This is a genomic window from Paenibacillus sp. sg306046 (genome assembly GCF_059821225.1).
The window spans coordinates 1-17,924 of record NZ_JCAMRT010000039.1 but is presented as its reverse complement, the minus strand read 5'-3'; the positions used below and the strand labels follow the sequence as shown (position 1 = coordinate 17,924).

The window sequence follows — 17,924 nt, the reverse complement described above, 5'->3', positions numbered from 1 at the left end:
AAGATGGCGGTATTGGTTCATGATCCGATTCAAGAAGCGATGTTGCAATTAGCAGAACGAGTTCAGGCTTTCTATGAAAAGGGGGCTCCATGCGGGATGATCCTTGCGCCATGCGCAGCGGCGGGCCCGAAGGTGCTGGAACACATGCAGTCCTATATGAGCGGCTTTGAGCCGGAGATACCCCTTCATGGCTTCTACTTGGAATCCAGCGGCCTTCTCGGCATCGTTCTGTCTGGGCAAAAGCTTATCCATACCCACTATGCATCGCTCGTGCTCAAAGAATTTCTGGAGCAGCAAGACTTGCTCGAAGGTCAGATGGTCGTCGCCAGCTTCCCGGAGAGCGGAGAGCTCTCGGAACAGTCGATGTCAGAGCTACTCCATACGACGCTTCAAGGGAAAGGCGAGAGCCGCGATATTCACCTGTTCATGAATCATGGGGTTCAGCAGGGAATTACATCCATTCTTATCGCTGACCCGGACGAGGTGAGCAGAGAGTTTGTCAAGCTGAGGCTTGAGATCAACGGCTACAAGGTAGAAGAGGCGAAGGACGGCAATGAAGCGCTCGAGAAATTTGAGAAAACGATGCCTAACCTGGTGATCACGGAGCTGAACCTGCCGATTCTCGACGGGTACCAGTTGATCGACAAAATCCAGAGAGACTATGCCGGTGAAAGACAAGTCATCGTTCTAACGGATAAGCAGCTGCCGAAAAGTATGGACCGTGCCTTTGAATTGGGCGCATCCGATTATGTGACGAAGCCCTTCTCCATCTCGGAGCTGGAATGGAGAATTAAAAAGCTTGCTTCACGTCTGGGCTAATCTACGAGAACACATAGGAGGGTGGAATCATCATGAACGCATATAACCAGCTAACATATAAATTTCAGACCAAAACGGCCGAAATCGGGGTCATCGGTCTCGGCTATGTAGGACTGCCTTTATGCATGGAGATGGCGAAGGGCGGGTTTAAGGTATACGGTATTGATCTCGATGTCCGCAAGGTAGAGTCGCTTCAAAGCGGCCAATCGTATATTCAAGACGTTCCGAACGAAGAAGTGCTGAAAGCGATCAAGTCCGGCCAGTTTATTCCGACCGACGACTACCATAAGGTTCAAAGGCTGGATGCGATCAGCATCTGCGTACCGACTCCGCTCAGTGAGAACCAGGACCCGGATACCTCTTATATTCAGAGTGTAGTCCGGGAGATCAAGAAAAATCTCAAGCGCGGAGCCTTGATCATCCTGGAGAGCACCACCTATCCGGGAACGACGGAGGAGCTCATCCAGTTCGAGCTGGAAGCACAAGGACTGAAGGTGGGCAAGGATTTCTTCCTCTGCTTCTCGCCCGAGCGGGTTGATCCGGGTAATCCCAAATTCAACACCTATAATACGCCCAAGGTGATCGGGGGTACGACGGAAGCGTGCATCGACCTCGGCGTAACCTTATACAGCCATGTCGTGAAGGACGTCGTCCCTGTTTCCTCGCCGAAGGTAGCGGAGATGTCCAAGCTGCTGGAAAATACGTTCCGCAGTATTAACATTGCGTTCATTAACGAAATGGCCATGATGTGCGACAAGATGGACATTGATGTCTGGGAGGTCATTAAGGCAGCGTCGACGAAGCCGTTCGGCTTCATGCCCTTCTATCCGGGACCTGGCATCGGCGGTCACTGCATCCCGCTGGACCCGATGTATTTATCCTGGAAAGCCAAGGAATTCCGCTTCTACAGCAAATTTATCGAGCTGGCGCAATCCATCAATGATAATATGCCGGAGTATGTCCGGTATAAAGCTTCGCAGGTTCTCAATATGTATGCCAAATCCATCCGCAATTCGAAGATTCTTATTCTAGGCATGGCGTATAAGCCGGATGTGGATGATCTCCGTGAATCGCCGGGGCTGGAGCTGTACGAGCTTCTTCGGGAGAGCGGGGCTTATGTGAACTATTATGATCCGCATGCAAGCTCCTTCCGCGATAAAGAAGGTGTTACGGTACAATCCATGGACTATGATCTGTCCGCGTTTGCCCACTATGACTGCATGGTGCTGATCACAAATCACCGCAGCTTCAATAACCGCGAACTCGCGGAGCTGGGAGTGCCGATCATTGATACGCGCAACGCTTTTGCAGACATTCAAGCGGATAATATTTATAAATTGGGTACAGGTATTCGTCAGCAAGAAGTGAAGCTCGCCGTAGGCGTCTAAACTCATCTAGCATAGAGAGGAGCAAACAACGATGTGTGGCATTGTGGGGTATATCGGACAACGAGACGTACAGCCGATTCTGCTGAACGGATTAAGCAAGCTGGAGTACAGAGGGTATGATTCCGCGGGGATCGCGGTAATGGTGCAGGATCAGGTCCGGATCAGCAAGGCGGAAGGACGTCTGGCCAACTTATCGGATCAGCTGGATAGGCAGCCGTTGAAAGGATCGGTCGGTATCGGGCATACGCGCTGGGCGACTCACGGCAGACCGTCGGATGAGAACTCCCATCCACATACGGATATGTCGGGCAAATTCACGGTCGTGCATAACGGCATCGTGGAAAACTACATGGAGCTCAAGAAAGAGCTGGAGCAAAAAGGAGTCACCTTTGCTTCCGAGACCGACACCGAGGTGATTGCACACTTGCTTGCCGAGCATTACGAGGGCGACATCGTCACCGCCATGCGTGCGGTCATTCAGAGACTGCAAGGGGCTTACTCGCTTGGCGTCATGACGGAGTATGAGCCGGATAAGCTTGTCGCGGTCAGACAATCGAGTCCGCTTGTGATTGGTGCGGGTCAGGGAGAATCCTTCATAGCTTCGGATATCTCCGCCGTGATTGAGCATACCCGCGAGGTATATATTCTGGAGGATGGCGATTTGGCCGTTATGACCCAGCAGGGCGTCTCCATCACGAAGGTCGAGACAGGGGAGCCGGCGAAGTGTGAGCTGCTGCATATTGACTGGAGCGCAGACCAGGTGGAGAAGGGGCCGTTCGAGCACTTCATGCTGAAGGAAATTCACGAACAGCCGTTAACACTGCGCAACACGATGCTCGGGCGCATCAACGACCAGGATGAAGTGAGCTTCCCGGAATTGGCGCACGCGGCAGGCGCGTTCAAGCAGGTGGATAAAATCTTTATCGTGGCTTGCGGCACCGCCTATCATGCCGGACTTGTCGGCAGCACCGTCCTTGAGAAGCTGACGCGAATTCCGGTGCAGTGCGATATCGCCTCGGAATTCAGATATCGTGACCCGATCATCACGGATCGAACGCTTGTCATCGTCGTGAGCCAATCTGGGGAAACGGCAGATACGCTTGCTGCGCTGCAAGAGAGCAGAAGGCAAGGCGCCAAAGTATTAGCCATTACCAATGTGCCAACCAGTTCGATTGCGCGAGATGCGGACTACGTCATCGCCACGAAGGCCGGCCCGGAAATTGCCGTAGCATCGACTAAAGCGTATACCGCTCAGCTGCTCGCCTTCTATTTGTTCAGCATTTACTTGGCCCAGGAAAGACAGACGCTGTCTCCCGAGCTTCATAAGGAGCTGGTCCAAGGCTTGAAATCATTTCCCGTTCAGGTGGAGAAGGTGCTGGAGAACGCCAACGAAGTGAAGCTGTATGCGGAATCAATCAAGGATGCGGACAGCCTGTTCTTTATCGGAAGGGGCTTGGACTACGCCGTTGCGCTGGAGGGCTCTTTAAAATTGAAGGAGATCTCTTATATCCACTCAGAGGCTTATGCAGCTGGAGAGCTCAAGCACGGCACATTGGCGCTGATCGAGAAGGATACGCCCGTGATTGCGCTGGCTACACATCTGGATCTGTACGAGAAAACAGTTAGCAATATTAAAGAAGTCAAGGCCCGTGGGGCACATGTGATGGGGATTACGGTGGAAGGCAATGTGGGACTGCTTAACGCGGTTGATGAAATCTGCTTCATCCCGCCAACCCTCCAGCTGTTGGCACCGATCTTGGCTGTCGTACCGCTTCAGTTAATCTCCTATTACGCCTCCTTGGCCCTGGAGAACGATATTGATAAACCGCGCAACCTGGCCAAAAGTGTGACGGTTGAATAACCATCCGGAGGGGAGCTGAACCACATGGAAGCCTTCGCTATTCTGTTAGCTGCAGGAAAAGGTACAAGGATGAAGTCGGAGCTGCCCAAAGTGCTTCATCCCGTCGGAGGCGTACCGATGATCGGCCGGTTGGTAGACAAGCTGGAAGCGATGCCTGTCACCCAGATTATAGCAGTGGTCGGGTATCAGGGGGAATTGGTGAAGAAGTGCTTGGGAACGCGGGTTACCTACGCCCAGCAAGAGAATCAGCTTGGAACGGCGCATGCCGTTCTTCAGGCTGAGCATCTGCTCCGTAACCGCAGCGGGTTGACCTTGGTGCTTACGGGCGATACGCCCCTCATCAGGTCTTCCACCATTGAACGGCTGCTGGCGGCCCAGCGGGCCAACACAAGCGCTGGCGTAGTGCTGACCGCGATCGTTCAAGATCCAACCGGCTATGGAAGAATTATCCGAGACCCTTCCAGCGGCGAAGTTGTCGAAATTATTGAAGAGAAGGATGCAACTCCTGAGCAGAAACGGATGAACGAAATCAACACAGGGATTTTCTGCTTCGATAATGAAAGACTGTTTCAAGCGCTTCCTGGCATTACCAATGACAATGTACAGCAGGAGTACTACTTGACCGATATCGTGAAGGTGATGCGACAGACGAGGATTTCCGGTGGCCACAAGCGATTCGAGGCGATCATCCTCGAGGACCCCACAGAGGTGATGGGGATTAACACCCCTGAACAATTGGAGGAAGCGAACCGGGCCTTCTATGAACGCATGGGGATTTTTGCATAACGAGTCATAGGGAGGAGTGCTGATATGGGTGCTATTTTCGGTACGGATGGAGTCAGAGGGGTTGCCAACCGCGACTTAACGCCAGAGCTGGCCTTTGAGTTAGGGCTTATCGTTGGCTACATGCTATCGCGCAGCTGTGAAGGCAGTCGGCCCACCGTTGCCATCGGACGGGATACCCGCATTTCCGGGCTCATGCTGGAAGCGGCATTGACCGCCGGCTTGTTATCCGCCGGGGCAGATGCCGTAAGGCTGGGCGTCCTGCCGACGCCGGGTGTGGCTTTTGTCACACGGCATTCAGACATGGATGCAGGGGTGATGATCTCCGCATCTCATAATCCGGTGGAGGACAACGGGATTAAGTTTTTTGGCAGGGATGGCTTCAAAATGCCGGATGCGTGGGAATCGGAAGTCGAGAGCCGCCTGCAGGGTGAAGAGCATCGGATTTCCCGCCCTACGGGGGCCGATATTGGCACCATGCGCGATGATCTGCAGGGCGCGCTGGACTATGTGAGCTACTTGAAGTCGACGGCTGAGGCGCCGCTGTCAGGCTGCAGGATCGTGCTTGATTGCGCGAACGGAGCGGCTTCCTTACTAGCTCCGCAGTTGTTCGCCGAATTGGGTGCAGAGACGGTTCTATTGTATCATCAGCCGGATGGTTTAAATATTAATCAGGATTGCGGCTCAACGCATCCGGAGCATCTGTGCAAGGCTGTACGGGAGCATCAAGCCCATGCAGGACTTTCGTTTGACGGTGATGCGGACCGGCTGATCGCAGTCGATGAACAGGGCGAAATTTTGGACGGGGATCAAATCCTCTATATCCTTGCCGCTCGTCTGGCCAAGCAGGGTCGGTTGAGTCACAACACCGTCGTTTCTACCGTCATGAGCAACCTAGGCCTTCACCAAGCGCTGCAAACCATCGGTCTCGACCGGTTAACAAGCAAGGTTGGAGACCGGCATGTCATGGAAGCGATGCGGAATGGCGGGTATAACTTGGGCGGTGAATCGTCCGGACATCTCATTTTACTGGATTATTCGACTACAGGGGATGGCCTGTTATCGGCCGTTCAGCTGCTGCAAGTGATGCTTCAAGAAGGCAAGCCGTTGTCCGAGCTCGTGTCCCCTGTCGTCAAATACCCTCAGCTGGTGGTTAATGTACGCGTGATAAATAAATACAAGCTGGAAGGCAATCGCCGAATTGATGCCGTGATCCGTCGAGTGGAAAGTGAGATGGCCGGCCGCGGCCGTGTATTGGTGCGGCCTTCGGGCACGGAAAATCTGGTGCGTGTGATGGCGGAAGGACCGGATGAAAGGGCGTTGTCCGGATATGTTGAAGGCATTGTAGAGGTGGTCAAGGAAGAGCTTGAATATAGCGTGGTTTAATCCGTCAGTCCCTATAAGAAAGACGATTGCATGCCTGGTCCTTGTGCAAATATTAACAAGCGTTCCTTTGTTCCCCTCGGCGTACTCTCTGACTACGGAGATTGAGGTGAAGGTCAACGGGGAACAGATAGCCTTTACAGATGCCCAGCCATATGTCGATGAACAGACGGGTAGTACGATAGTACCGGTAAGGGAAATAGCCGAAAAACTGGGTGCTGAGGTGGAATGGGATCGTTCTCTGGAACAGGTAACCTTTCGCAGTCCGCGCATTACATCGGTATTAACCATCGGTGAAAAAAAGGCTTCGGTCAACGGCAAGCAGGTGGAATTAAATGCTCCGGCTGTCCTTAACAATGACCGAACCATGGTTCCGTTGAGAGCGGTTGGTGAGAGCCTCGGGGCCGATGTCGATTGGGTGGGAGAACGGAATGTGGTACTGATAACTTCGGCAGACAAAGCGCAAAGGTCCACTTGGATCTGGGACAGCAAGCTGATTGAGACAAATGGTGACAGCATCCTCCAGTTCGCGGTGAACCAAAAACTGACTTCCATCTATCTGCGCTATGAAACGTACCCGGGTCAGGACGTTTACCGGAATTTCATCCGCAGAGCGAGTGGTCTGGGCATCAAGGTTGAGGCGCTGTCCGGAAAATCGGATTGGATCTATGACTATAACCATATCTATATCCGGCAATGGATTGCAGCGGTTACGCAATATAACGCTTCGGCAGATGCTCTGGAACGCTTCCAAGGCTTCCACTTTGATATTGAACCTTACACCTTGGACATGTGGAAGATCAATCAGACCTGGGTGCTCGAACGGTGGATGGATACGGTCAGATTCATTGAATCGGAAGTGAGAAGAGCGGATCGCAGCATGACGATGGCTTTCGATATTCCTTTTTGGATCAACAGAAGTACCGTTCCGGGAACCAGCTACTCCTTTAGCGCTTGGCTGCTGGAGAAGGCGGACAGTGTGGTCATTATGGCTTATCGTAATCAGGCACTCGGCAGCAACGGGATTATTGCCAGCGCCAAGTCCATCCTTTTGGAAGCAGCGACGCTGAAGAAAAAGGCGGTTGTTGCCGTGGATACGCTGCCCAGTAAGGAAGCCGATTATACGACCTTTTATAAGTCGAAATCTTCAATTATGGAATCGGAATTGAAACAGGTCAAGGAAAGCCTCTCCCCTTATCCGAGCTATATCGGCATCGCTGTCCATGATTACGTGAGATGGGTCGAATTATTGAACGCTAATCGTTGAACGGGTTCGATGAACAAGAAGGAGGAGGATGAACAATGAAAATGACGGGTTTGGTGATCTCTCTGCTGGCTGGTGCGGCGCTCGGTGTCTCAGGGATGGCCTTCGCAGGAGCCCATGTAACGGCCGGTACCTTTCAGGAATCGTCTTTACCGGGAGGAGGCTTTCAGGTCCCTCATAATGATCGGATTCATCTTTCTACCGATAAGCAGTGGATCTCTTCGGAAGGCCACTTGTCAGATCTCATTCGGCTTCAGTGGACGAAAGACCGAGCGAAGCCGGCCATTGCCTGGCTGGATGAAAGTGGAAAAGATAAGGCAGCTATCATCGCTCATGCCAAAGCGAATAACCCCGAACAGCATGATCATAATCACATGTCATTCGAAACGACAATGGCGCCTGACGGCAAAAACGCGAATGAACTGTTTACGCGTCTGGAAATTCCGTTCGACCAGGATGTGGCAGACATTCGTACGCATTCCTCTAATTTCAATGTGATGGACGGGATTCTACGAATTGCCGGAACGGGCGGCGTCAATCGTGATCTGACTTGGGCCAAATCGGATAACGGCAATGTCACGACGCCTCGCTGGTCGATGCGTGCAGATTCCTCCGAGGAAACCGGAGGCAATGCCGGCTCCAATCTGCAAATTATCCGTTATTCGGATGACGGTCAAGCACTGGACAGTCCGTTAACGATTAACCGCAGCAGCGGCAATATCGGGATTGGAAACTCGGATGCCAAGACCAAGCTGGACATCAGTGATGACAGCATCCGCATCAGGAAATCTATGACGCCAGCCTCGTCTACAGCCCCCGGAGCAGTGGGGGAGATGGCCTGGGATGACGGATATGTCTATGTTTGTGTGGCGCCTAACACATGGAAAAGAACGGCACTATCGTCGTGGTAAGAATATTCAGGTAAAACCCTCTATCTAACTAGAGGGTTTTTTTGAGCCTATCAGAACGTATATCATTGAAGTTGCTTTGTTACCATTTCTTAGGGATTATTAGGTGACTTATAAATGTAATATAAATAATACTTCGTAGGCTACCCACTTAAAAAAGCATGGATGTCAGAAGTCTATGAGAGGATCATAGAAAGGTGTGAACCGCTTGTGCCTTGGAAAGTGTTGATTGCGGATGATGATCCGAATGTGAGAGAAATCATCCGGCTCTATTTCCGTAAGCAGCTTATCGAATTAATCGAAGCCCCTGACGGCATCTCGGCTCTGACCATGTTAGCGGAAGTTAAGCCTGATATCGTGATACTAGATGTGATGATGCCTGGGTTCGACGGTTATGAAACCTGCCGGGAGATTACCAAGCGTTACGATGTGCCGGTCATTATGCTGACGGCGAAGAACGATGAGTTTGATCGGGTGCTGGGCCTTGAGCTGGGCGCCGACGATTATATGACCAAGCCCTTCAGTCCGAGGGAGCTGGTGGCGCGCATTAAAGCGATCTTTCGCAGAATGCAGAAGGGACAGCCGATGATTGAGGCGGATGCGACCTCTCAATTTGAGTTTGATGATTTGGTCATTCATGTGACCCGCCGAGAGGTGCTCGCGGGGCGTATGAAGATCGACCTGCGACCCAAGGAGTTTGAACTGCTCGCATTTTTTGCGAAATCTCCGGGCAGCGTGTTTACGAGAGAACAGCTGCTGGAGCAGGTGTGGGGCTATGATTTTTTAGGCGATATGAGAACGGTGGACGTTCATATTAAAAAACTTCGTGAAAAGCTAAGTCCGTGTCATCAGGTTTGCATTCATACGGTCTGGGGAGTGGGCTATAAGTTTGAGGCAGAAGCATGTATCTAAATCCAAATAAAAGCATTTTCCTCAAAATGTTGACCAGCTCCATCGTTACGGTGCTTCTGGGGCTATGTGCGGTGGGGCTCGTGATTTCGCTGTTTGCCAAGAGTTATATCGTGGGCTCCAAAAATAATGAGATGATCCGGCAAGCCAAGCAGGTTAATTTGGCCATTCAAAATCAGATGGAACCGAGTGATGGATTTAAGGAGCAGCTGCGCTTTTTCGATCAAGCCTTTGATTCGCGTATTTGGATATTTGACTTGAACGGAAAGATCGTGACTACATCCTCCAAGGATGAGGTGAACGCAGGCAAGATCGTCAGCACGGAAGTGATCAACCAAGTCCTGCGTGGTGAACCCGCCACATGGAATCAATCCGAAGGCTTCAAGGAAGGCATGCTTTCGATCGCCGTCCCATGGGGAAAGGACAACGACGTATACGGCGGTATTGTCCTGCACGCGCCTCTTAAAGGAATGAATGAGACCATTGCTCAGCTTAGAGAAACCATCCTTTGGGTTACCCTTCTCGGTATATTCTTATCCTTTGGTGTATCCTCCTATTTATCCTGGTCCATTACTAGGCCTATCCAACAGATTGACAAGGCGGCAGCCAAGATTGCTGTCGGTGATTACAGCGAGAGAATTCAAATCGACTCAAAAGACGAGATTGGTGAGCTGGCGACGACTATTAATCACATGGTGGAGCAGCTTGCGCGCGTTGATCTCGAAAAGAGACAGCTGAATCAGCTGCGGCATGACTTTTTGGCCAATGTTTCCCATGAACTGCGAACGCCGCTTACGGCGATGCAGGGTTTTTTGGAGGCCCTTCAGGATGGTTTGATTGAAGAAGGAGCGCGGGAAAGATACTACGAGATCCTGTATAATGAAACCCTTCATATGAACCGGCTGGTCGATGATATTACCGATTTGATGAAGCTGGAAAATAAGGAAATTGACCTTGTATGGCTGGCGGTTGACGTTCAGGCGATGCTGTCCAAGCTGTCCTTTAAATTCCAGCCGGAGGCCGAACTCCGCGGGACGGTCATTCACTGCCTTGTGGATGAACATTCGCCACAGGCTCACGCCGATCCGGATCGACTGGAACAAATTTTAAACAATTTGATCAAAAATGCAATTAAGTTTACCGAGAACGGAACGATCGAATTGAAGGCAATGGCGGTTCCCTCGGAAGGGTGTGTCCTCATCACGGTAACCGATACGGGAATCGGTATATCACCGGAGGATCAAGGGCTCATCTGGGAGCGTTTCTTCAAAGTGGAGAGAGGCAGACCCGTGAAGCATAAAGGCTCATCCGGTCTGGGGCTTGCCATTGTGCGAGAGCTAGTCGAACTTCACTATGGAAGCATTCGCGTGCGAAGCGAGCTGGGGATCGGAAGCGCCTTTGAAGTCAGAATTCCGCTTTATGACAGTCGTCGGCATGTGCGTCCGTTGGGATTGGGAGATTTGGATGCTGTTGGATAGCTCGTATTCACCCAGTTATAGAAAGGCCGCAGAGAAAGGAGAGCTCCTTTTCTGCGGTTTTCTTTTTTCTGGAAGCAAATGAATACAAGTTCATAGACTGGGTGATTCGGGGCTTTATGACGCCAAGGCTTCGTTTGTAATCTGCTCAATATTGATAGAAGAAGTTGAGCCTGCATGAACAATATCGGGCAAAATATGCTGAAGAAAATAGTCCACGCAGTGGAGCTTGATCCCTTTGATTTTGATAAGGGCATTTCGATACATCGTGATGAATTTTTTCTCTGTATTTCCTAGCTGCAGTTCAATAAAGGCCTCATAGATCTGATCGAGTTTATCAGCGACTTCCAAGATTCTTCCTTCTAACCTGTGTTTGTCATGCAATGATTTCTTGAAAGTCATGTACGTACAGCCTTTGGGAAATCATCATTATAACTAAATTCACCATTGTAAAAATTGGAAGTTAATACTAGGCTTTAGATAGCTTATACAAAGGGAGAGATGCAGTATGAAAAGTCTGTTCGTATATCTGCAAGAGGGAAATAAACAAATCTTAACTACGGAAGTTACATTTATACGATGAGATATTGATGTGCTTCCGTGGTTCACATAACATGGAGGTATAACAAGTTGAATAAGAATAATTGGGAATCTTTTTTTGATGTACATGCACCTCATTACATGAATAATGGTTTTACCAAGAACACCGTTTCGGAAGTTGATTTTGTAGTTGAAGAATTGAGACTTCCTGAAGGAAGCAACATTCTCGATGTAGGGTGTGGCACAGGAAGACATTCCATCGAACTGGCTAAGCGTGGATTCAAGGTCACAGGAGTTGATATATCCTCAGGTATGCTTCTGGAAGCCAAGAAGATGGCTACAGAAACGAATGTGGATGTTGAATGGGTTCATTGTGATGCTGTGAAATACACACCAACAGAGAAGTTCGATGCGGTAATCTGTCTTTGTGAGGGAGCGTTTGGTTTAGTTGGCAGAGATGAGGAGCCGATCGAACATGACTTGGCGATTCTTAAAAATATCTCGGACGCATTGAAACCAAAGGGTCGATTCATACTTACAACCTTGAATGCCTATTCGAAAATTCGCAACCTTACTCAGGAGGATGTTGATTCCGGCAGGTTTAATCCTGTGACGATGGTAGAACATTATATGGATGAATGGGATTTGCCTGAAGGAAAAAAGCAGGTCGAAGTAAAGGAACGAAGATACCTCCCGTTCGAATTGAAACAGATGTTTGCTCAGGCAGGGTTGAAGGTTGAGAACATTTGGGGCGGCACATTGGGGAACTGGGAGAAGCGTCAAAGCATAAATATAGATGAAATTGAAATAATGGTTGTAGCTGCAAAAGAATAAGCTATACTGGGATTGCTCTTAAAGGGCAATCCCTTTATTGTAGGTTAACGAAAGAAGTGGAGGCTATGGGCCCCTCAAAATCATGGGAAGTAAGCAAGACGCCACATTGTTGGGCAAGAAAACGGCAGTTGAATTTACCGCAGTGATCTGCATCGGTTAGTCTTCGTTACCGGTTCCCTTCTTTTGCTTAAAACTTGGGTTTGCACGTTAATGAACCGTCCGGGGTGGACGGTTTTTCTTACGTTCAAAAAAGGATCTCATCGTGATGTTTGTGTTCAACGCCTCGCAGATATTTGCAGGGCACGACGTTTTCTATGAATGATGATATGATTAGATAGTCAACTTACTTTTCACGCATCTTGTAGATTGGGGTCGGTTTTTATGATGAGAGATATTCTCCGATTCGGCTCTCGTACGATCTTGCTATATATAGCTGCTGCCGTTGTTGTTGGTTCGCTTCCTTGTATTGTAAATGAAGGAAGGTAACGATGTGGTAGACACTCACAAAATAATGATCGTCGATGATGATCCCCATATATGCGAGATTGTGCAGGTGTATTGCGAGAGGGAGGGTTTCATATCCTCCTACAGTCATAGCGGGACAGAAGCCATGAAGCTGCTTAAGTCTTTCGAGCCGGATTTGATTGTACTGGATGTATTGCTGGCTAATGAAAACGGCATTGATTGGTGCATGAACGCGCGTAGCTATACGAGTGTGCCGATCGTGTTTCTAAGCAGTCGTGAGGAAGACGAGGTGAAAATCAGCGCATTATCCTATGGCGGCGACGACTATGTGACCAAGCCGTTCAGTCCTGGAGTACTCATGGCCAAGATCAAGGCTCATCTTCGCAGAGTGTCGACGGGCAGAAGGGAACAATTGCTGGAGTTACCGGGTTTGACGCTGGATTTGTACGCACAGTCCGCCAACATGGGTAGTGAAACCATCTTTTTATCGAAAAAAGAGTTCAGTTTACTGTCCTATATGGCACAAAACGTTAATCGTGTTGTCGGTGTCGATACGTTGTTTCAGCTCATCTGGGGAATGGAGAGTCTGGAGGATACGAGAACAGTCGCTGTACACATCAGTAATTTACGAAAAAAAATCGAGGTCGACCCTGCCAATCCTGAGAGAATCATTACGATTCGGGGGGCCGGATATATGCTGGTTGCCAGAAGTGTGTTGCAAGCGTGAACGTAGCGTTAAAGGTTGGTGGAGTTGTCAAGAAAAGTGCAGTTTGAAAACACCCTCATACTGAAATCCCGTTACTAAGCTGCTTGGGACAGCCTTCTTTCGCGATAAATAGCTGGTGGCCAGCCCCCAGGATTAGTGGTGTAGATCCGCAGTTGTCATAGCAACGCCCCGTGCTGCTCATACTCTGAATGGCATCTCGTTTAGCTAGACACTCACGGTATGCATGACTCGTAAATTGGCTGCCTCGATCGCTGTGATAAATCATGCTGCGAGCACTTCTTGCTTGGCAGGCGCTCTCAAAGGCTTGGATGCAGAGCTCCTTGCGCATGTTGTCGTCCCTAACAAGGCCCACGATCTCGCCGTTGTAGCAATCCAATGCCGCCGACAGATAGAGCTTGCCGTCTGCACAAGGAACTTCGGTGATATCGGATAGCCACTTTTGGTTGGGTGCTGAAGCGTTGAAGTCTCTATGAATCAGGTTCTCGCTTTTTTGAGCTTCAGCATCCTCGCGTGTCATGCCGTTTGGATGACGCTTGGCCTTATTCAGCAGCCCCTGTTTCTTCATGATTCGGTAGACAGTGCTATAGCTGATCTTAATCTTTCTTTGTGACAGTGCCAGCAGAATACGCTGGACACCGTAATTTCGGTTGTCTTCATGTTCTCCCATGATGTCTTTGATTCTGACCCGAAGAAGTTGCTGCCGCTCTTGTTTGGGTGTAGGCTTCAGGCTACGGGAATAGCCCGACTCGCTGACAGCAAGCACATCACACCTCTCTTTGACGGTCCACAGATGCCGTCTTTCACGGATGTAAGCATATAGCTGGCCTGCATGTAACGCTTCTGGTCTTTTGCGAAAAAACCAAGGGCATCCTTAAGAATTTCATTCGAATGGCGTAACTCATTGATGTCTCTTTCTAATTCGATTTCACGCGCAGTCTTATCGGCAGATGCATAAGCGCGTCCGTTCCCAATATACGCTCCGTTGCTGTGCAGAGTTCTCTGTTTTCTCCAATCCTGCAACGTGTAGTAGGACACGCCTAACTGTGTGGCGGCTTTCTTTGGTCCAATTTCATCGCTCAATCTTACTGCTTCTTCTTTGAATGCTTTGTCGTATCGACTCCTTGTCTCCCGTCCCCTCATCTGCGTTCATTTTATTTCAAACGAGGGGGTTTTTCGACTGCATTTTTATCGTAGCACTCCAGGTAGGATAGCTCAATAAAGCTGCTGTTTATCATACAACTTAGTTTGTTTGCTGGACAAACTAAGTATTAATTGCTATTCTGGGTATAATTTCAAATTCAGAGAGGAGCAACACCATTATGGATCAAAATATTAAACAAGCGATAGTCAGGGGAGAAACCTCGCTTGGTATCGAATTCGGGTCCACACGAATCAAGGCTGTACTGATCGATTACAATTTTAAAGCAATCTGTTCCAGCAGCTATGAGTGGGAAAATCAACTGATTGATGGTTATTGGACCTATCATCTCAATGAAATGATAATCGGGTTGCAAGAAACCTATCGCCAATTAAAGCAAGAGGTTGAGCATAATTATGGGGTAACATTACAAAAAATCGGATCAATCGGATGTTCTGCCATGATGCAGGGCTATATTGTACTTGATCAAGCGGGGGAGTTCCTGGTTCCGTTCCGTACATGGCGCAATGCCACAACAGGTACAGCTGCATTGGAGCTAACCGAGAAATTTCAATTTAAAATTCCAGAGCGCTGGAGCATTGCACATTTGTATCAAGCGATTTTGAACGATGAAGAGCATGTCAATAACATAGATTATATTACGACTTTGTCGGGTTATATTCACTGGCTGTTGACTGGGAGTAGGGCTCTTGGTATCGGGGATGCCTCTGGTATGTTCCCAATTGATGAATCTGCACAGCAATATAATGAAGCTATGGTGGAGCAGTTTTCCGATTTAATTGCCAATAAAGATTACCCGTGGGATCTTAAAGATATTTTACCTAAAGTTTATATTGCAGGAGAACATGCTGGGTATCTCAATGAAGCCGGTGCCCGACTATTAGATCCATCAGGCAGCCTGCAGGCAGGCATTCCGCTATGCCCTCCAGAAGGGGATGCCGGAACAGGCATGGTCGCTACGAATAGTGTCAAAAAGCGTACAGGCAACATTTCCGTAGGTACGTCGATTTTTGCCATGATTGTACTGGAGAAGAATTTATCCACGGTGTACCCTGAGATTGACATCGTAACTACACCTGAAGGCAGCCCTGTCGCTATGGTTCTAGCCAACAACTGCTCCAGCGAGATTAATGCTTGGCTCGGCTTGTTCCGTGAATTCTATGAAGCAATGGGGTTGAAACCCGATATGAAACAGTTATTCAGCGTCTTGTTCAACAAAGCTCTGGAAGCAGATGCTGATGGCGGTGGCTTGCTGAGCTACGGCTACTATTCAGGCGAGAACATTACCGGGCTGGCAAAAGGTCGTCCGCTGTTCGTTCGTTCTCCACAAAGCCACTTCAATCTGGCTAACTTTATGAGAGTACAACTGTTTACCGCGTTTGCTGCACTAAGGCTCGGGATGGATACTTTGACACAGAAGGAGCAAATAAAAATTGACCGTATTTTGGCGCATGGTGGATTGTTCAAAACGCCGCTGGTCGTTCAAAAAATATGTGCCGCAGCACTGAATGTTCCCGTCTCGGTCATGCCAACAGCCAGTGAGGGCGGCGCATGGGGGATGGCCATTCTGGCATCCTATATGGTTAATAAGGCGCAGCACGAGGGCTTGCCTGATTACCTTACCACAAGAGTATTCAACGATGCAGAAGGACAAGAGGTTTATCCGGACAGCGCAGATGTGAATGGCTTTGCCTTGTTTATGGAACGTTACACGGCAGGGCTGGCAATTGAGCAGGCAGCAGTAGATTATTTTGTGGAAAATTGGAGTAAAAGGGAATAATAAAAATAGAGGGATTAACAGAAAATGATTTCGTTTTCGAGAGGATACGATGAACCGTACCCTAAGTAACGGCAAGTTTTTTCGGGAAAACTCGCAGTGGGCTTGGAAAGCCGCTCTGTCGGGCATGGGTTTGGATGGGCCACGCTGGGTGGCAAAGTCAGCGCAAAGGGGCTTCTGCGAACAGTATCAGGCTTACTCCTTTACCGTGAAGGGTCTTTATGTTGCCCATTTCCTTTTTCAACTGCTAAAGTTCGAGCTCGAGATAAAGTAGGCCAACGAAACAGAGTACAAAGATAATTGGCTGTAAGAACGTTGATTCGATGCGATATTAAGCAGCTGCAACAGAGCCGCGGCAAAGCGGTCGCTTCCCGCATACCGTGCACGTAGAATCGGTGGCTTTGTTGGTGAGGAATGCTACAGATGGCTGAGATTTCAGTGGTGGAGCGGGTTTGGAGAGTAGTACAGATGGCGCGGAAGTGTGAAACAGAGGCTAGAAAATAGTAGAGTTGACTGATTGTTGACGAAATTAATTGATTAGCACTAGATAACACCTGAATCGTAATCAGGTGTTTTTTTGCGTATAGGCGAAGAAATCTTAGAGAATAAAATTTCGCCCAAGTTTCTTTCACTTAACTATTTCTTAACTACTCATAATAAAAATTTTTAAGGTTATAGTCAGTAGTGAATGTAGTATGTACGAGTAACGAGAACGCAATAAAAGAGATGTATTCAAACTATTATCATTCGATTTTAGTAGGATTCCAGAGAAATTCTTGGGTGGTTGTAATTTTCTGGAGGAATTTGTTGTAATATGTTGAATACATTACACTATTTGAAATAATATTTGTCCACTAAGAATCATTTAGAAACCCATTGGGTCATTCAAAAGAATATTATCTTATTATTAAGTGAAATTCTCAGTTATAGAAGTGAGGGGTAAAGTAATGAAAAGCAGTGAGTTTGAAGAAAAGGAATATGAAGGTCCTCTATATAATCAACTTGAAAGGAATACAAATTTATTATGGCAACCAGGGCAAGCTTTCGAAAAACATATTGGTGTTGATAGATGTATTTTCATAAATGATGTAAATATATGGAGGCAACTAGGTATTAATATCATGCCACCCGGTGTTTCGCTACCTAGATATAAATGGGGTTATATCTGGTCAAAGAGAATTAGAAAAAAGAAATTGCCGTCATTTAAGCTGAATCTTTTCATTCAAGCTAAACGGTCACAGATTGGTGCAACACCTTCTAAGATGAAACCATACATGTTTGGTAAAAACTGCTACAAATTCGACATAGTTAACCATCAACAACAAGCTTTAGAGCAACTAGACGTAAATCTAAAGGGGAGAGCGATGATATGTTATGCTGCCCCTATGTTTGCAAAAGATTTAGAACTTCAAAAACACACAGTTAACGCTACAATCATTGAAAACTCTACATTTCCTGACGTTAACAAATTAAGTGGACATTCATCATGGTATTACAACAGGAGAGTTAATGGGGTTGCAAACGTTGAGCCCACACCAGTAAATGTAGAAGATTTATTAAAACTCAACTTTCGCAGCTTGAAATCGGCAAATAAGCCTTGATGTAGCTGGGCAAACCGGCGATCCACTGCTG

The 17,924-nt window shown here is 48.4% G+C and carries 15 protein-coding genes and 1 pseudogene; 13 read left to right on the top strand and 3 right to left on the bottom strand.

Going from position 1 to position 17,924, the window contains the following annotated elements; genetic code table 11:
* The first annotated feature begins 3 nt into the window (after positions 1 to 3).
* The 9 genes from AC6ROY_RS24235 to AC6ROY_RS24195 all read left to right on the top strand — a co-directional run bounded on the left by AC6ROY_RS24235 (position 4) and on the right by AC6ROY_RS24195 (position 10,793).
* Positions 4 to 819: a response regulator gene (locus tag AC6ROY_RS24235; RefSeq protein WP_500103142.1), complete on the top strand. Its 816-nt coding sequence runs from the start codon at positions 4 to 6 to the stop codon at positions 817 to 819.
* A gap of 32 nt (positions 820 to 851) precedes the next feature.
* Positions 852 to 2,207: a nucleotide sugar dehydrogenase gene (locus tag AC6ROY_RS24230; protein WP_500103133.1), complete on the top strand. Its 1,356-nt coding sequence runs from the start codon at positions 852 to 854 to the stop codon at positions 2,205 to 2,207.
* Between the two features lie 31 nt (positions 2,208 to 2,238).
* Positions 2,239 to 4,068: a glutamine--fructose-6-phosphate transaminase (isomerizing) gene (gene glmS, locus AC6ROY_RS24225; RefSeq protein ID WP_500103132.1), complete on the top strand. Its 1,830-nt coding sequence runs from the start codon at positions 2,239 to 2,241 to the stop codon at positions 4,066 to 4,068.
* A 24-nt stretch (positions 4,069 to 4,092) separates the two neighbouring features.
* Positions 4,093 to 4,854 (top strand): sugar phosphate nucleotidyltransferase, encoded by a 762-nt coding sequence (locus tag AC6ROY_RS24220; protein ID WP_500103131.1) that lies wholly within the window; start codon positions 4,093 to 4,095, stop codon positions 4,852 to 4,854.
* A gap of 24 nt (positions 4,855 to 4,878) precedes the next feature.
* Complete coding sequence (gene glmM / locus AC6ROY_RS24215; RefSeq protein ID WP_500103130.1) at positions 4,879 to 6,237, top strand: phosphoglucosamine mutase; 1,359 nt, start codon at positions 4,879 to 4,881, stop codon at positions 6,235 to 6,237.
* A gap of 106 nt (positions 6,238 to 6,343) precedes the next feature.
* On the top strand, positions 6,344 to 7,501 hold the full coding sequence (locus tag AC6ROY_RS24210) for a copper amine oxidase N-terminal domain-containing protein (protein WP_500103129.1): 1,158 nt from the start codon (positions 6,344 to 6,346) through the stop codon (positions 7,499 to 7,501).
* 35 nt (positions 7,502 to 7,536) lie between these two features.
* Positions 7,537 to 8,409 (top strand): hypothetical protein, encoded by an 873-nt coding sequence (locus tag AC6ROY_RS24205; RefSeq protein WP_500103128.1) that lies wholly within the window; start codon positions 7,537 to 7,539, stop codon positions 8,407 to 8,409.
* A 162-nt stretch (positions 8,410 to 8,571) separates the two neighbouring features.
* A complete protein-coding gene (locus AC6ROY_RS24200; protein ID WP_500103127.1) occupies positions 8,572 to 9,318 on the top strand; it encodes a response regulator transcription factor in 747 nt (248 codons plus the stop codon).
* Complete coding sequence (locus AC6ROY_RS24195; protein ID WP_500103126.1) at positions 9,309 to 10,793, top strand: sensor histidine kinase; 1,485 nt, start codon at positions 9,309 to 9,311, stop codon at positions 10,791 to 10,793. Before AC6ROY_RS24200 ends, AC6ROY_RS24195 begins: the two co-directional genes overlap by 10 nt.
* A gap of 114 nt (positions 10,794 to 10,907) precedes the next feature.
* Here AC6ROY_RS24195 and AC6ROY_RS24190 read toward each other — a convergent pair.
* A pseudogene (locus tag AC6ROY_RS24190) lies at positions 10,908 to 11,186 on the bottom strand (YfbR-like 5'-deoxynucleotidase); the annotation flags it as partial.
* Between the two features lie 234 nt (positions 11,187 to 11,420).
* Between AC6ROY_RS24190 and AC6ROY_RS24185 the strand changes: the two are divergent.
* Positions 11,421 to 12,164: a class I SAM-dependent methyltransferase gene (locus AC6ROY_RS24185; RefSeq protein WP_500103125.1), complete on the top strand. Its 744-nt coding sequence runs from the start codon at positions 11,421 to 11,423 to the stop codon at positions 12,162 to 12,164.
* Positions 12,165 to 12,636: 472 nt separating this feature from the next.
* Complete coding sequence (locus tag AC6ROY_RS24180; protein WP_500103124.1) at positions 12,637 to 13,356, top strand: response regulator transcription factor; 720 nt, start codon at positions 12,637 to 12,639, stop codon at positions 13,354 to 13,356.
* Positions 13,357 to 13,411: 55 nt separating this feature from the next.
* Here the strand turns inward: AC6ROY_RS24180 and AC6ROY_RS24175 are convergent, their stop codons facing one another.
* Positions 13,412 to 14,146, bottom strand: coding sequence for an IS3 family transposase (locus AC6ROY_RS24175; protein ID WP_500103141.1), 735 nt, complete (start codon positions 14,144 to 14,146; stop codon positions 13,412 to 13,414).
* Positions 14,080 to 14,496, bottom strand: a complete 417-nt coding sequence (locus tag AC6ROY_RS24170) for a transposase (RefSeq protein ID WP_500103123.1) — start codon at positions 14,494 to 14,496, stop codon at positions 14,080 to 14,082. The genes AC6ROY_RS24175 and AC6ROY_RS24170 overlap by 67 nt, the downstream gene beginning before the upstream one ends.
* 179 nt (positions 14,497 to 14,675) lie before the next feature.
* On the opposite strand from AC6ROY_RS24170, the gene AC6ROY_RS24165 reads away from it, so the two are divergent.
* The gene (locus AC6ROY_RS24165; RefSeq protein WP_500103122.1) at positions 14,676 to 16,295 is read left to right on the top strand and encodes a xylulokinase; all 1,620 of its coding nucleotides are present in this window, start codon (positions 14,676 to 14,678) and stop codon (positions 16,293 to 16,295) included.
* 944 nt (positions 16,296 to 17,239) lie between these two features.
* A complete protein-coding gene (locus AC6ROY_RS24160; RefSeq protein ID WP_500103121.1) occupies positions 17,240 to 17,893 on the top strand; it encodes a hypothetical protein in 654 nt (217 codons plus the stop codon).
* Positions 17,894 to 17,924: the final 31 nt, after the last annotated feature.